This window comes from Pseudoteredinibacter isoporae (assembly GCF_040372805.1).
Taxonomy (GTDB): Bacteria; Pseudomonadota; Gammaproteobacteria; order Pseudomonadales; family Cellvibrionaceae; genus Pseudoteredinibacter; species Pseudoteredinibacter isoporae_A.
In genome coordinates this window covers 85,677-101,055 of sequence record NZ_BAABWJ010000004.1, presented here as the reverse complement: position 1 = coordinate 101,055, position 15,379 = coordinate 85,677, and the positions used below count along the sequence as shown (strand labels likewise).

Annotated in this window: 3 protein-coding genes; all 3 read left to right on the top strand. The window is 50.2% G+C overall.

The features are described from left to right. The first annotated feature begins 13 nt into the window (after window positions 1-13). The 3 genes from ABWW03_RS10190 to ABWW03_RS10180 all read left to right on the top strand — a co-directional run bounded on the left by ABWW03_RS10190 (window position 14) and on the right by ABWW03_RS10180 (window position 15,378). Window positions 14-11,197, top strand: a complete 11,184-nt coding sequence (locus ABWW03_RS10190; protein WP_353408082.1) for a hypothetical protein — start codon at window positions 14-16, stop codon at window positions 11,195-11,197. A gap of 622 nt (window positions 11,198-11,819) precedes the next feature. Continuing rightward, window positions 11,820-14,444, top strand: coding sequence for a cyclic nucleotide-binding domain-containing protein (locus tag ABWW03_RS10185; RefSeq protein WP_353408081.1), 2,625 nt, complete (start codon window positions 11,820-11,822; stop codon window positions 14,442-14,444). 43 nt (window positions 14,445-14,487) lie between these two features. Next, complete coding sequence (locus ABWW03_RS10180; protein WP_353408079.1) at window positions 14,488-15,378, top strand: hypothetical protein; 891 nt, start codon at window positions 14,488-14,490, stop codon at window positions 15,376-15,378. Window position 15,379 lies beyond the last annotated feature (1 nt).

Sequence of the window (15,379 nt, the reverse complement as noted above, 5' to 3'; positions counted from 1 at the left end):
CAGGATGACTAATATGAATCATACCCAAAAGTATTTCAGTCGAGTCACTGCTTCCAATCGGGGGCCGAGGCGTACCCTTGCGCTGGCGGTTGGAATTGCCCAGTTTTTCATGTTGTCCGGAGCAACGATGCAGGCTATGGCTGCGCCGACTGGAGGCCAAGTCGTGCAGGGTGAGGGTTTTATCACCCAAGGACAACATGTCACCAACGTGCATCAAAATACTGATTTGATGACGGTTCAATGGGACAGCTTCGATCTGAATCAACAGGAGGTCGTTAATTTTTTGCAGCCCGGATCTCATGCCTGGGTGTTGAATCATATTCTTCAAAACGGTCCCAGTCATATTGATGGCCGCATTAACGCCAATGGGAATGTGTTACTGATTAACCCTCGGGGAATGATCTTTGGCGACAATGCCCTGATCAATGCCGGAAGTTTTACGGCCAGTAGTTTGTGGCTGGATAAAGATGACTTTCTGAATGGCGATTTCTATTTTAAAGATATTGACGCCACGCATGGGCGTATCGTTAATCACGGTGTGATTGCTGCGGCGACCGGTGGTTTTATTAATTTAATTGGTGAATCGATTTCCAATGAAGGTTTGCTGAGCGCCAATATGGGTTATGTGTCTGTGGCTGCGGGCAGTGAAGTTTTTTTGAGCTTCGATGACAACAATTTCCTGGGCGTAAAAGTGAACAAGGACGTTGTAAATAATGACCCAGGCTTGCAGGCCGCAATCGAAAACAAAGGGCGCATTGAAGCTGGTACTGGCAAAGTCATGATGAACGCTCAGTCTGCCCGAGATTTGTTCAGTCAGGCGGTGAATCACAGCGGAGTTATCGAGGCAAACGGTTTTGGTGCTGCGGTTGATATCCAGGCGAATGGCGCGGTTCAGATTGAGGGCGATATCCGCAGTAACGCGGGCGAGCAGGGCGGTAGCATCAATATCGACGCTGAGTCGATAGCACTTGCCGGTACGCTCAGTGCGAATGGTGATCGCGGTGGCCAAGTTCACCTCCGGGCTGAGCATATTGGTTTGGAAGCTACCGCGTCAATTGATGTCAGTGGAAAGTTTGGTGGGGGGCAGGCTCTCATTGGAGGTGCGTACCAAGGTGCCGACCCAACTTTCCGCAATGCCCAAACCCTATACGTCGCTGATGGTGCCACGATTTACGCCAATGCTATTGAAAATGGGAATGGCGGCGAAGTCATTCTTTGGTCCGACCTGCACACTCATTTCTATGGAAATGTTTTCGCTCGAGGCGGACGCTCCGCTGGCAACGGTGGTTTTGTTGAAACCTCTGGTAAGCAATACATTTCACTTGGGGGCTTTGTAAATACACTGGCTCCGAACGGCCAGGCGGGGACGTGGCTGCTCGATCCGACGAACATGACGATTGATGACGCTGGAAGTGGCCCCAATAATCTGACTGTTGCACAGCTCTTGACCAACCTTCAGGGCGGGAATTTTCAAATATCCACTGCAGGCGCCGGCGCTGATGCTGGGGATATTTCAATTCTAAGTGCGATTGATTTCAGCAGTGAAGCCCTAACTATGGGGAATAGCCTGACCTTGATTGCCGACAATAATATTATCGTTGATGCATCGGTCTCCTTGCTGGGCGATTTTATTCTCAATGCGCAAAATGCAATTCAAATCAATCAAAATATTACGACAACGGCAAACCTGTCCCTGACAATGGTGTCCTACACTTTGGACCCGGCAGCGGTACTCAGTGTCACGTCCGGGTTGGCGTTTAATTATCTCAGTGGTGATCAAAGTCTGGATTTGACCGCCCTTGCTGCCGATCTGACGAATGTTTCTGCGGGTACTTACACTTTTGATTTGGGCAGTGGCGGTACCGATGTTCTGACGGGAACGGCAACTGATGACAGTTTTACGCTGAATAGTGCGAACAGTATTCAGGCGAATGTTGGTGGAAAATCAGTCCGCTTTGATGGCGTTGAACAACTCGATGGCTCGACGGGGAGCGATACAATTGATCTGGCGAATTCCGGGGCGAGCATCAGTGCAAGCGGTTATACAAGTCAGGGGATAGCAGTAAGTAATGTACTCCAGACCAGTAATACTGGTGCGCTTACCGGTACATCAAGTGATGAGAGTTTTGATGCAACTTCAGCCAACACCGTTGCTGTGGCGGGTTTGAGCCTTGGTGGTGTCAGCAGTGTCGCCGGTGGCGGAGGTAATGATCAAGTCAACCTGAACAACACTGGCGCCACATTAAATAGCGGTGGTTTTAACGGTCAGTCGATTGATTTTAGCGCGGTGAACACGGTATCCAACACCGGTGCCTTGAGTGGGAGCAGCTCAGACGAAAACTTTGATGCCAGTTCCGCGAACACAGTAACAGTTGCCGGTGTTAATTTCTCCAGCGTAAGTTCTGTTGCGGGTGGTGGCGGAACCGACTCCGCCAATTTGAACAGTGCAGGAGCAACGCTGAATGCGGGCGGCTTTAACGCTCAGTCCATCAACTTCACAGGCATCACCACGGCTTCGAATACCGTTACCTTAACAGGCACTTCGGGCAACGATGGTTTTGCTCTCTCCACCGCCAACAACGTGACCACCTCGGGAACGACCTTCTCAGGAGTCAATACGGTGGCCGGTGGCGGCGGGAGCGATGCTGTCAACGGCAGTGGCTCTGATGAAAACTTTGATGCTACCGGCGCGAATGCCGTCACCGTAGCGGGAATCAACTTTAGCAGTATCAGTACTGTGACCGGCGGTGGTGGAGCTGACTCCGTAGATTTAAACACTGCTGGGGCGACATTAAGTGTGGGTGGATTCACTGGCCAGTCGATCAATTTCAGTGATATCGATGCCGCTTCGAATACCGGTGCTTTGACCGGGACTTCGGGCGACGATGATTTTGATCTGTCCACGGCGAACAACGTAAGCTCTTCGGGAACCACTTTCTCAGGTGTGAGTACGGTCGCCGGCGGTGGTGGGAGTGATACCGTTAACGGGAGCACTTTTGACGAAACCTTTGATGCAACTGCCGCGAACGCTGTCACCGTCGCTGGAATAAATTTTACTGCTATTAGTGCTGTGACAGGCGGGGGGGGAACCGGCGATCAAGTTAATTTGAATGGCGGGGGCGCTGATATTTCCGCAAGCGGTTTTGACGGTCGTGGCATCAGTTTTTCAAATGTTCGTTCTGTCACCAATACGGATACGCTTACAGGCACGACTTCAGACGACAGTTTCAGAGCGACGGCCGACAATCAAATCACTGTTAATGTCTCTGGGAACGATGTCCAGTTTGCAAATGTCAATTCGGTTGATGGGAATGGCGGAACGGACTCTGTTGATATTGAGAACCAGAATGCCGATTTATCCGCTACGGGTTTTAACAGTCGGAGCATTGCTTTTTCAGATGTCGATACCGTCAGCAATACCAATCAGTTGTTAGGCACAGCGTCTGACGAATCCTTTACGGTTACGGCCATGAATTCAGTATCCGTGAATCCAGGAAGTGGCACTATAGAGTTTCAGGACGTTAATCAGGTTAATGGTAATACAGGCAGCGATAGCGTTGATATTGGCAGCAATGGAGCCAGTTTAAATGGGGCGGGTTTTAGTAGCCATGGCGTGAATTTTGTTCAGGTCGCGACCGCAAGTAATACCGGGCAAATCACCGGACAAAGTGGCGATGACAATTTCAGCTCGGCCTCTTCTGGAAACATCAGTGTGTCGGGCGTTAACTTTTCGGGTGTCAGTGCGGTTGATGGGAACGGTGGCAACGACGATGTTAGCCTGAACAGCGCCAACGCGAATTTAAACAGCACGGGGTTCAGCAGTAACGCCATTGATTTTAGTGATATTGATTCTGCCTTGGATACTGGTGAGCTCACGGCCACAAGTGATCCAGAGGTTTTCCAGATTAATGGTGATGGTTCGATTACCGTAAGCGGCATTCGTTTTGCTGGCGTTACTGTTCTGGATGGTGGCGAAGCAGGCGATGATAGCGATGAAGATCGTATTGTTGGTAATGTAAACAGCTTTCAGGTCGCTGGAGATGAGTCGGCTGTTGTGACGACAGCGGCGACAAGCTTTACTGCAAATAATGTCGAGTTGCTGGAAAGCAGCAACAATACGGCGGACTTGATTGGCCAGAATGGTGTGAACGATCAGTTTTTGATTGAGGCGAGCCGACAAATTAGTACGCAGGGTATGCGTTTTTCTGGTTTGGATCTGCTTACCGCGCAAGCCGAAGATAACGTAAATGCCGGAGGCTTTGGCGCAACACTCAGTGCGACAGGGTTTACCTCGCAAAACGTTGATGTAAATGGCGCTGGCAGTGTCAGTAATACCGGTGCGTTAACTGGCTCGAATACTGACGACAGCTTCCGGGCAACATCCAGTAATCAGATTACGGTAGAAGTGTCTGGTGCTGATATTCAGTTTGCCAATGTGAATAGCGTTTCCGGTGGTGGCGGAACCGACTCGGCTGATATTTTCAATGAAGATGCATCAATGACGGCAAGCGGTTTTGATAGCCGTGGGGTTAGTTTTTCAGCTATTGCTACAGTCAATAATACTGATGTCCTGACGGGGCGCACGTCCAATGACGCGTTCCGGGCGACCGCCAACAATGAAATTACCGTGGATATTGCCGGCAGTGACGTACAGTTTTCTGGTGTGGCCACAGTTAACGGCGGTGGCGGAACCGACTCCGTTGACTTGAACAATACAGGCGCAACCTTAAATGCCGGTGGCTTTAACGGTCGTTCAATTAATTTTAATGCGGTAAATACGGTATCCAACACGGGCGCTTTGAGCGGAAGCAGCGCCGATGAAAGCTTTGATGCCAGTTCTGCCAACACCGTGACCGTCGCGAGTGTGAATTTCTCCAGCGTGAGCTCTGTTGCCGGCGGCGGCGGAACCGATTCCGTTGATTTGAACAGTGCCGGTGCCACCCTAAATGCGGGCGGCTTCAACGGTCAGTCCATTAACTTTACGGACATCGACGCCACTACAAACACCAATGCACTGACCGGTACCTCCGGCAATGACAGTTTCAGCACCAGTGCCTCGAACAGTGTGACGGTGTCAGGAACCAGCTTTGCAGGTGTAAATACCGTTACGGGTGGCGGTGGAAATGATTCCGCCGATCTCAATAACGGTTCGGCAACTTTGAATGGCTCTGGCTTCGATGCGCGTTCAATTACTTTCAACGGTGTAGTGTCAGCACTCAATACGGGCACCCTGAACGGTACGTCGAACGACGAGAGTTTTGATGCGACTTCAGCCAACACGATTGGGGTCACTGGCTTGAACTTCGCGGGTGTCAGTGCGGTTGCCGGTGGCGGTGGCAATGACCAACTGAATCTGAACAACGCGGGTGCCACCTTGAATGCCGGTGGCTTTAACGGCCAGTCGATTAATTTTAGCGCGGTAAATACGGTATCCAACACGGGCGCTTTGAGCGGAAGCAGCGCCGATGAAAGCTTTGATGCCAGTTCTGCCAACACCGTGACCGTCGCGGGTGTGAATTTCTCCAGTGTGAGTTCTGTTGCCGGCGGTGGCGGAACCGACTCCGTTGATTTGAACGGTGCCGGTGCCACCCTAAATGCGGGCGGCTTTAACGGTCAGTCCATTAACTTTACGGACATCGACGCCACTACAAACACCAACACATTGACCGGTACTTCAGGTAATGACAGTTTCAGTGCCAGTGCCTCGAACAGTGTAACGGTGTCAGGAACCAGCTTTGCTGGTGTAAATACTGTTACGGGTGGTGGTGGAAATGATTCCGCCGATCTCAATAACGGTTCGGCAACGTTGAATGGTTCTGGCTTCGATGCGCGTTCAATTACTTTCAATGGAGTAGCGTCAGCACTCAATACAGGCACCCTGAACGGTACCTCGAACGACGAGAGTTTTGATGCGACTTCAGCCAACACGATTGCGGTCGCTGGCTTGAACTTCGCGGGTGTCAGTGCGGTTGCCGGTGGCGGTGGCAATGATCAACTGAATCTGAACAACGCGGGTGCCACCTTGAATGCCGGTGGCTTTAACGGCCGGTCGATTAATTTTAGCGCGGTAAATACGGTATCCAACACGGGCGCTTTGAGCGGAAGCAGCGCCGATGAAAACTTTGATGCCAGTTCTGCCAACACCGTGACCGTCGCGGGTGTGAATTTCTCCAGTGTGAGTTCTGTTGCCGGCGGTGGCGGAACCGATTCCGTTGATTTGAACAGTGCCGGTGCCACCTTAAATGCGGGCGGCTTTAACGGTCAGTCCATTAACTTTACGGACATCGACGCCACTACAAACACCAATGCACTGACCGGTACCTCCGGCAATGACAGTTTCAGTACCAGTGCCTCGAACAGTGTGACGGTGTCAGGAACCAGCTTTGCAGGTGTAAATACCGTTACGGGTGGCGGTGGAAATGATTCCGCCGATCTCAATAACGGTTCGGCAACGTTGAATGGTTCTGGTTTCGATGCGCGTTCAATTACTTTCAACGGTGTAGCGTCAGCACTCAATACGGGCACCCTGAACGGCACGTCAAACGACGAGAATTTTGATGCGACTTCAGCCAACACGATTGCGGTCGCTGGCTTGAACTTCGCGGGTGTCAGTGCGGTTGCCGGTGGCGGTGGCAATGACCAGCTGAATCTGAACAACGCGGGTGCCACCTTAAATGCCGGTGGCTTTAACGGCCAGTCGATTAATTTTAGCGCGGTAAATACGGTATCCAACACGGGCGCTTTGAGCGGAAGCAGCGCCGATGAAAACTTTGATGCCAGTTCTGCCAACACCGTGACCGTCGCGGGTGTGAATTTCTCCAGCGTGAACTCTGTTGCCGGCGGCGGCGGAACCGATTCCGTTGATTTGAACGGTGCCGGTGCCACTTTAAATGCGGGCGGCTTCAATGGTCAGTCCATTAACTTCAGCGATATTGATTCAGCGTCGAATACCGTTACATTAACCGGCAGTTCAGGCAACGATGATTTTGATCTTTCCACTGCGAATAATGTGACCTCATCAGGAACAACCTTCTCCGGTGTCAATACGGTAGTGGGTGGTGGCGGTAGCGATACGGTCAATGGCAGTGCTTCGGATGAAAGCTTTAATGCTACCGCGGCGAATGCCGTCACCGTGTCGGGAATCAACTTCAGCAGCATTAGTGCGGTGACGGGTGGCGGGGGAACCGATTCAGTTAATTTGAATGGTACCGCCGCAACACTAAACGCGGGCGGCTTCAGCGGCCAGTCCATGAACTTCAGTGATATCGATTCAGCCCTGAACACACCTTCGCTAACAGGTACCTCAGGTGATGATGGTTTTGATCTCTCCTCGGCGAATAATGTGACGTCATCAGGCACGACGTTCTCTGGGGTGAGCTCCGTTGCTGGTGGTGGCGGAAGTGATACCGTAAACGGCAGTGCGTCGAATGAAAGTTTTGATGCAGCGGCGGCGAACGCGGTCACTGTGGCGGGAATAAATTTCACCAGTATCAGTGCAGTAAACGGCGGTGGTGGAACCGACTCTGTGAATGTAAACGGCACCGGTGCTACATTGAACGCCGGTGGTTTCAACAGTCAGGCCATTAATTTCAGTGATATCGATTCGGCCTTGAACACCGTTACTCTGACAGGATCTTCCGGTGACGACAGTTTTGATACGGCGGCCTCAAACAGCGTCACAGCCTCGGGAACAGTGTTTTCGGGCGTTAATACGGTTAATGGTGGAGGAGGGAATGACTCCGTTGACATTAATAATGGTTCCGCAACGCTAATGGGATCAGGGTTTGACTCCAGGTCGATGACCTTTAGCGGTGTCAATGCTGTGCTGAATACCGATACGCTTACCGGTACAGCGAGTAACGAGAACTTTAATGCTGCAACAGTTAATAATGTTGCCGTGGGAAGTTTAAATTTTGCGGGAGTCAATGCGGTTGCTGGCGGCGGCGGCAACGATCAGGTTGATCTGAATAGTGCAGGCGCAACATTGTTGGCCAGTGGCTTTAGGGGGCAGGCTATTGATTTTACGGGCGTTGCGGTGGCTTCCAATACCGGAGCCCTGACCGGCACTAACGCAGCGGAAAGCTTTGATGCAAGTTCCGCAAATGCAATTGCCGTTGCTGGCCTCAATTTTACTGGTGTGTCATCGGTTGATGGCTCGGGTGGCGTTGATTCGGTCGACTTACACGATGCATCTGCCACTCTACAAAGTGGCGGCGGTTTTGACGGCCAATCGATCAATTTTGAGAATGTTGAAACCTCGAATAATACCGGTGACTTGATTGGTTCATCCACGGATGATCAATTTAATTTGCTTGGGGGACGCACTATTAGCGCCGACTGGTCAGGTAATGGCTTGGCTGGCGTTGTAACCTTTAACAATGTCAGCAGTCTTGACGCGGCAGGCGGTACGAACGACAGCGTGTTAGCGACGTCTGCAAGTGACACGTTTAATCTAGTGGCGTCCGGGTCTGATCCTTCCGGTTTTGCGAACAACCAACTTAACTACCAAATTGGTGCCAGTGATTTTATTCTGTTGGCAAATATTGAGCAGGTTGATGCGGCCGGGGACTTTGATTCTCTTGGGGTATTCTCAACAGGTATTGAAATCAATAACGGCAACAATATTGTTAAGGGCATCGAGTTAATTAACTTTGAGGCCTTTTCTGATACCGGTCGTTTGGCCTTGGTCGGCAGTTCAGCCAGTGATTTCTTCTTTATCGAAGGTACGGGGCGGGTGCGCAGTGGGAACAGCGGTATTATTTTCACCGGTGTTGATTCTCTGGTTGGTGATGCTAGTTTGGCGAATACCGTAAACCTTGGCGGCGGCGGTGCAAGCCTTGCGGGTACAGAATTTATTTCCCAGGGTATTAATGTCTCTCGCATCAACACCATTGAAGATACCGGGGCCATTACGGGCAGTTCTGAAGCGTATAGTCTGGTGGGGAACCAGCAGGTTTCCGTAGGCAACTTTAGTTTCTCTGGTGTGACCTCAGTCAGTGGCGGCAGCAGTGCTGATCTGGGTAATTTTGCCGCAAACCTTCAAGGCGGCAGTGTGATCGCGGCTGCGGTTTCGTTTTCCGGAATTTCCGTGTTCTCAAATATTTCGGATTTGCAGGGAGTCACAGATTTTACTATCACGGATCAACAGGCCATTAACGCTTCAGGCTTCCAGTTTTCCGGGTTAACCCAGGTGCAAGCGCAAACTGGAAGCCTGTCTGGGCGAGGTGCGCAACTGCTTGCTAATGGCCAGCTGAACAGTTCAGGCATCGTGTTCCGTGGTCTGCAGTCCGTGCGTGATACTGGCAATCTGGTGGGTTCTGACAGCGATGAAAATTTCAGTTTGTTGCCTGAAAACACCCTGAGCCTGTCGGGAATTAATTTTACCGGCGTTACAGGACTGGATGGTGCCGGCGGAAATGACAGTATTAATCTTAACCGCCTTGGTGTTGATTTGATCGAGGGTGGTTTCACCATTGGTGATTTCCAAATCCTGAACATCGAACAGATCAGTGAGACCGGTGAGCTGCGTGGTAGTGATGCGAACGAAAGCTTTGCCATTCAATCGGATGGTCGGGTTTCTGTTTCCGGATTCAGTTTTTCTGATATTGATTTAATTTCCGGAGGGGGTGGCCTCGACAGCCTGGATCTTGGCCAGGGAGGCTTGTCTTTGCTTGATGGTGTGGAATTGAGCAGTGGCGGTATTCGCATTAACGGTATTGAGGACTTTTTAAACATCGCCGCTCTTGAGCTGACGGATCAGGACGACACCTTGAGCGTGATCGCAAATGATGGATTCAGTCTTGCCGATTATCGCTTCTTTGGTGTGCAGTCAATCGATGGTAAAGCCGGGAATGATCAATTATTGCTCGACGGTCAGGGGCTGCAGCTTGCGGATGGGTTTGCGGTTTTCAGAGGCATTAACATCAATAATGTTGAACGCTATGCCCAGGTGGGCAACTTAAGCTTGAACGATCTGGATAATCAGATCACAGTGAATGCCGTACAGGGGTTCAATATCGACGGTATTGAAGTAAGCGATGTATTGTTTATTGACGCTGCAAATGGCACCGACCGGTTGGATGCGGCAGGTGCGGATTCTCTCTTGTTGGACAATGGCAACTTGCAAGTCAGTGGTACAGAGCTGACGAATGTTGAGCTCATTGATAACAGCACGAGTTTGACTGGCAGCGCACTGGCTGATGAATTTACGCTTTCCGATCCGGGTATTGTGGATGTTGCTTCATATCGGTTTAGTGGTTTGACAAACCTCAATGGCGGGGCCGGGCAAGACCGCTTGATTCTAGTGAATCGGGACAGCGTCAGTTTGGATTTTAGCAGCAGTAGCAGTGGCGGTGTGAGCTATGACGGCCAGTCTGCGCTGGCTAATTTCTCGGATATCGATTTGATTCGCTTGCCCAATACTGGGCAGCTGACCTTAAACGGGTCCGCTACTTTGCAAGTTCAGGACTTCTCTCTCAGTGGTGCCTTAACGCTGAATGATCAGGTGATCGTCAACGCTGGTGGCCAGTCGACCATTGATGGCGATTTGAATGTGAACGATAACAGTCAGTTCAATACTGCAAACAATCTGCAGGCCAGTGGGAGTTTGAATACAAGCGGGACTTCTCAAGTCACCGTTGGTGGCGATGTAATCCTTGGTAATGGCCTGAACGCAGGTAACTCAAGTGTAATTAATGTCGGCGCGAACCTGTCTACTCAGAATGAAGTGATCGTACAGGACGATGCTCAGTTGGTGTTGGGTGGCGATCTCGCGACAGACAACAACCTGAGCTTGAATGACAATGCGCAGCTTCAGGTGACTGGTCGAATTGATGTGAATGGCGACCTGAGTGCCTTGGGGCAATCGAACATCAGTACCGACAGTGAAATTAATATTGTTGGCCAGGTGAACACCTCGCCCACAGCGACGATCAACGCGGATTCGATTAATTTGAATGTACCGGAAGAACGAGTGGTTACGGTTCAACCAGAAATTAATATCAGTGCGGCGGTGTTTTCTGAAATCAAAGTGTTTATTAACAGTAACTCTTCGGTTCGAAATGCCTCTGAAACATCCGGTTTATACAGTGACGATGATTTAGTTGACGCCTTGATCGAAAGTGCTGATGAAACCGCTAGCACAAATGCCGGTGGGCGTGGCAGTGAAAACAGTGCTGGGAGTTCGGGTCAGGAATAAATATCGATCTGACGCGATGTTATCGCGGCTGATTTGCATTTAGGTGCCAGCTTACGGCCTGAGAATAACTAAAACTGGTATCACAAAATTCGGCTGGCCGTAATAGAATAGCCTCTTAGGTCATCTAGAGATCTGTGCTGTATTGAGTGTAAAAAATGGAAGCCTGTTTTGTCGTTTGAAAAACCTCGCACTCACTGAGAAATACTGGCAAGATCTATTGAAAGAATGATAATAATGGTGACAATTCACCAGATATTAAAAGCAGGCAGCTTTAATAAGAAATCGAAGTAAAGAAAACAACATTCGATGGGCTGCCCATAAAAAGAAAGAATAGGATGAGAGTGGTGTTCACATTGTCGCGCGTGAAGATCCCTCCTGAAAGAAAAGCCCCATAGTGGGGCACTTGAATTACCGTGAGTACCAACCGAACGGTTTGGTTGGTTTAATGACAGCATTAATCGCAGAGTTCGCACTGTATAGAATGCCCTCAGTACAGAGGTTTTGTGCTGCTGGTTTTTTGTTTATCGAGTCGGTTCGCTAATTGTTCTCGGTGTACTTAAGGTGTGTTTGGCCGAATGAGAATAATAGCCATTACGCATTAGGCTGATAAGGAAAGGCTTCCATGTCTGATATTTACGAGATAGCCGTAATTGGTTCTGGGCCCGCAGGGCTTAGTGCTGCGGCAAGAGCGGCTGAATATGATCAGCAAGCTCGTAAAAACGATCCTAACCATCCCTATACCCACATCCTGTTGGAAGGCTTCAAATACACTGCCAAAACGATCTATCGTTATCAAAAAGGCAAGCATGTTATGGATGAGCCTGGCTTTTTGGATTTACGCAGCCCAATTGAATTTACCTCGGGCAAGCGTGAGGAAATTCTGAACAGCTGGGATGAGGGGATCAAAGAAAAAGAAATCAACGTCCGGTATCAGTCGGAAGTCACGGCCATTGATGGCGAGGCCGGTAACTTCACGGTTCGTTTTGCGAGCGGCGAGAGCATCATGGCAAAGAATGTGATTCTGGCCATTGGCATGCAGGGTAACCCCCGTAAACTTGGCGTTTCCGGTGATGACTCGGATTTTGTGCAATATCAGCTGGATGACCCCGACGAATATAAAGATGAAACCATTGTGGTGGTTGGTGCAGGTGATGCGGCGATTGAAAACGCACTGGGCCTGGCCAAGCAAAACAAGGTGTACATCATCAACCGCCGTGAGGAATTCAGCCGGGCGAAAGAAGGTAACTTGAATGCCGTTTTGGCGGCGATCAACGATAAAAACCTGGATTTTGACTGTTACTATCGTTCGTCTGTGGCGCGTTTGGTCTTACCAGAAAATGCCGGTGAAGCCGGTGTTCTGACCTTGGATACGCCCGAAGGTGAAGTGGATATTTCTTGCCATCGAATCATCGCGCGCCTCGGCGCCATTCCGCCTCGAAAATTTATCGAATCCTGTGGTATTGAATTTCCCAGTGACAAACCCGACGCCATTCCTGAGCTCAGCGGGCGTTACGAATCCAATGTGAAAGGCATATACGTGATCGGTGCCTTGGGTGGCTATCCCCTGATCAAACAGGCCATGAACCAGGGTTACGATGTCGTCGAATACATTCGGGGTAATGAGGTTAAGCCGGCGGATCATCCGATCCTCGATCTGCAGCTTAAAATGCTGCCTTATGTCAGCGACGTTGAAGAAATCCTGAGTCTTTATCAACAGCGGATCCCTATGTTCCGCCGTATGAATACCTTGGCGTTTAGAGAGTTGGTTATTGAAAGTGATATCCTGGTGTCTCAAGCCGATGAAGATATTCTGTCTCAACTTAAGCTGCAATCGGATCAAGTTAAAGACGCCCGGTTTGCTGAGCTGAAAGAGAAAAAAGCCCAACGTATTGCCAAGCTGGAACAGAAAGGTAAAAAAGTCAGCAAGGCTGAGCGTGAAGCGGCACCCGCCAGCCCCAAGATTACCAAATTAATTAAGGCGGGCGATTATATTTACCGCCACGGGGATTACAGCAACACTTTTTTGACTGTCGTTGAAGGGGAGGTCATCCTCGAGTCGGCCGGTGGCCAACACCGTCAAATTATCAAGCCGGGCCAGTTTTTTGGTGAGATGAGTCTGCTTTCCGGGCGCCCACGAGTGGGCAATGCCATCGCCGGTGAAGACACCATTCTGATCGAAACACCACGTCGTACCATGGTGAAGTTGATGAACTCCAATGAAGAAATTCTTGGAGGTATCGACTGGATATTCGTGGTGCGGTTCCTGCAGCAGTATTTCGCCCCGGACGCTGATACGGCTGACCTGCGGGATATTGCTCAGAACACCGAAACCAAAACCTTTAATGCCGGTGACTATCTGTATCAGGAGGGCGATGAGGGTGATTGCCTTTATCTGATCCGCAGCGGCACCATCAGCCTCGAGCGTGAGCGTGGCAGTCAAGGGGTTGTGGTTGGGCAAGCTCAATCTGGACAAATGATTGGTCAGATGGCCCTGATGGGCGACCGGACGCGACGAGAGTCAGCGAGAGCGACCGTGCGGGTTGAAGCGTTATTGATCAAACAAAAAGAATTCCTGGCACTGTTAAAACAAGACCCCGAGCGTGTTCACGATATTCAAGCCGCGACCAGCGAAAAGCTCAAAGTATCCAATCAAATGGAATCTCTACCGGAAGGTGGGTCATTGATTTCATTTTTGATGGGCGAGGGTTTGGGAGAATCAACCAGCGCGCTGATTATTGACGAAAAGCTTTGTGTTGGCTGCGATAACTGCGAGAAAGCCTGTGCGGAAACCCATGGCGGTATCAGTCGCCTGGACCGCAAATCCGGGCAGCGCTATGGGCATATCAATGTTGCGATTTCCTGCCGCCATTGCGAAATGCCGCACTGCATGAAGGATTGTCCGGCCAACGCCATTCACCGAGCGGTAACCGGTGAAGTGTTTATTGACAATAGCTGCATCGGTTGCGGTAACTGTGAAACCAATTGTCCATACGATGTGATCAAGCTGGCTTACGACGCACCGAAAAAGCCCGGCTTATTGCAGTGGATGTTATTTGGCCGCGGTAATGGTCCTGGGCAGGATCCTGCATACCAACCAAGTGCCGAAGCATTGGATAAAGGTAAAAAAGCGGTCAAGTGCGACGCATGTGTTGGTCAGAAAGGCGGGCCGGCCTGCGTGCGTTCCTGTCCAGTCGGGGCTGTGGAACGACTGAACCCGGAACAGTTTGTTGAATTGATCGCTCCTTAGCATGAGCAAACCAATTAGTGAAAAGAAGAACTAAGAAAAAGCTATGTATAACAATATATTAGAGTATAAAGGCGGGCGCTATTTTTGGTTGGCGCTGTTTTTATTGATTAGTTCGACCGGCCTATACTTCAGTCAGGAAGGTTGGCGCCCGCCAAACGGTGGCACTTGGCAGGGGTATGTGTTGGGTACCGTCGGGGCGTTGCTCATTCTGTGGTTAGCTTACCTGGGTGTACGTAAACGTCGTTATTCGTCGACCATGGGCACAGTTCAGGGGTGGACCTCGGCTCATATCTATTTGGGCACCAGCCTATTAATTATCGCCACTTTGCACTGTGCTTTTCAGTTTGGCTGGAATGTGCACACCCTCGCTTATGTGCTGATGTGCATCGTGATTTTCAGTGGCTTCTACGGTTTGTACGCCTACCTGCGTTTTCCGGACAAACTCTCCCAAAACCGGAGTAATCAAAGTCTGGATAGACGCTTTGCGGAATTGGATGACCTTGACCAACAGGGTAAGGATATTGCGTCACGTTGTAACACCGATATTCAAACGTTGATTAACAGCGCGATTGCCCGTACCAGTTTAGGTGGAGGCTTGTGGAGCCAGCTCAAGGGGCGGGACAATTCAAAAGTTGAGCTCAGTGCTTCTGAAGACAATCAAAGCCGCACAAGCGTGGTTGATAACCACAATCAACAGGCTGCAATCGACTACATCGCCAAACGCATTCCTAACGTGAGCAAAAAACAGGAAGCTCAGGATTTGCAGGATATTCTGTATATCTTTGGTCGTCGACGTGAGCTCTTGAACCGCATTCGACGCGAAATCAGTTTACAGGCCAGGCTCAAAGTCTGGCTGCTGTTCCATATTCCAACAACAATTATTCTAATTGTGGCCTTGATCATCCACATTGTGACCGTTTTTTTATACTGGTAAG